Source organism: Bacillus salitolerans (assembly GCF_042680805.1).
Classification (GTDB): domain Bacteria; phylum Bacillota; class Bacilli; order Bacillales; family SA4; genus Bacillus_CJ; species Bacillus_CJ salitolerans.
In genome coordinates this window covers 1-566 of record NZ_JBHUEM010000034.1, presented here as the reverse complement: position 1 = coordinate 566, position 566 = coordinate 1, and the positions used below count along the sequence as shown (strand labels likewise).

Sequence of the window (566 nt, the reverse complement as noted above, 5' to 3'; positions counted from 1 at the left end):
GATGTCTCTCAAAAAAAGATAAATTAGAAGCTGATGAAGAAATTCGAAGCTTATTATTTATTGTATGGGCCTATAGCTCAGCTGGTTAGAGCGCACGCCTGATAAGCGTGAGGTCGATGGTTCGAGTCCATTTAGGCCCACCATATAGCTTTACATGAAGCTGACTTCAATGTGAGCTTATTATTAACTCTAAAAATGGGGCCTTAGCTCAGCTGGGAGAGCGCCTGCCTTGCACGCAGGAGGTCAGCGGTTCGATCCCGCTAGGCTCCACTTGCATTTTTTACTTATGTAAAAAATGAGAAACTATGTTCTTTGAAAACTAGATAACAACACATTTGTATTCATTGAAAGTCAAAGATTTATCGTAAGATCTTTATTATCTAACTTTCTGTAAGTATACAGAAAGGCAAATTAGAAGCGAGAAGATCGAGGAAGCGAAGTTGTGAAGGCACGGAGTGTATATAAACATACATGAGTACCGAAAGAACGAAGCTGACGAAGAGATTCGAAGCTTATCATTTGCCGATGGTTAAGTTAGTAAGGGCGCACGGTGGATGCCTTGGCAC

Annotated in this window: 2 tRNA genes; both read left to right on the top strand. The window is 41.2% G+C overall.

The features are described from left to right. Nucleotides 1-66 precede the first annotated feature (66 nt). A tRNA-Ile gene (locus tag ACFSCX_RS16475) sits at nucleotides 67-143 on the top strand. A 54-nt stretch (nucleotides 144-197) separates the two neighbouring features. Then, a tRNA-Ala gene (locus ACFSCX_RS16470) sits at nucleotides 198-270 on the top strand. The last annotated feature ends 296 nt before the right edge of the window (nucleotides 271-566 follow it).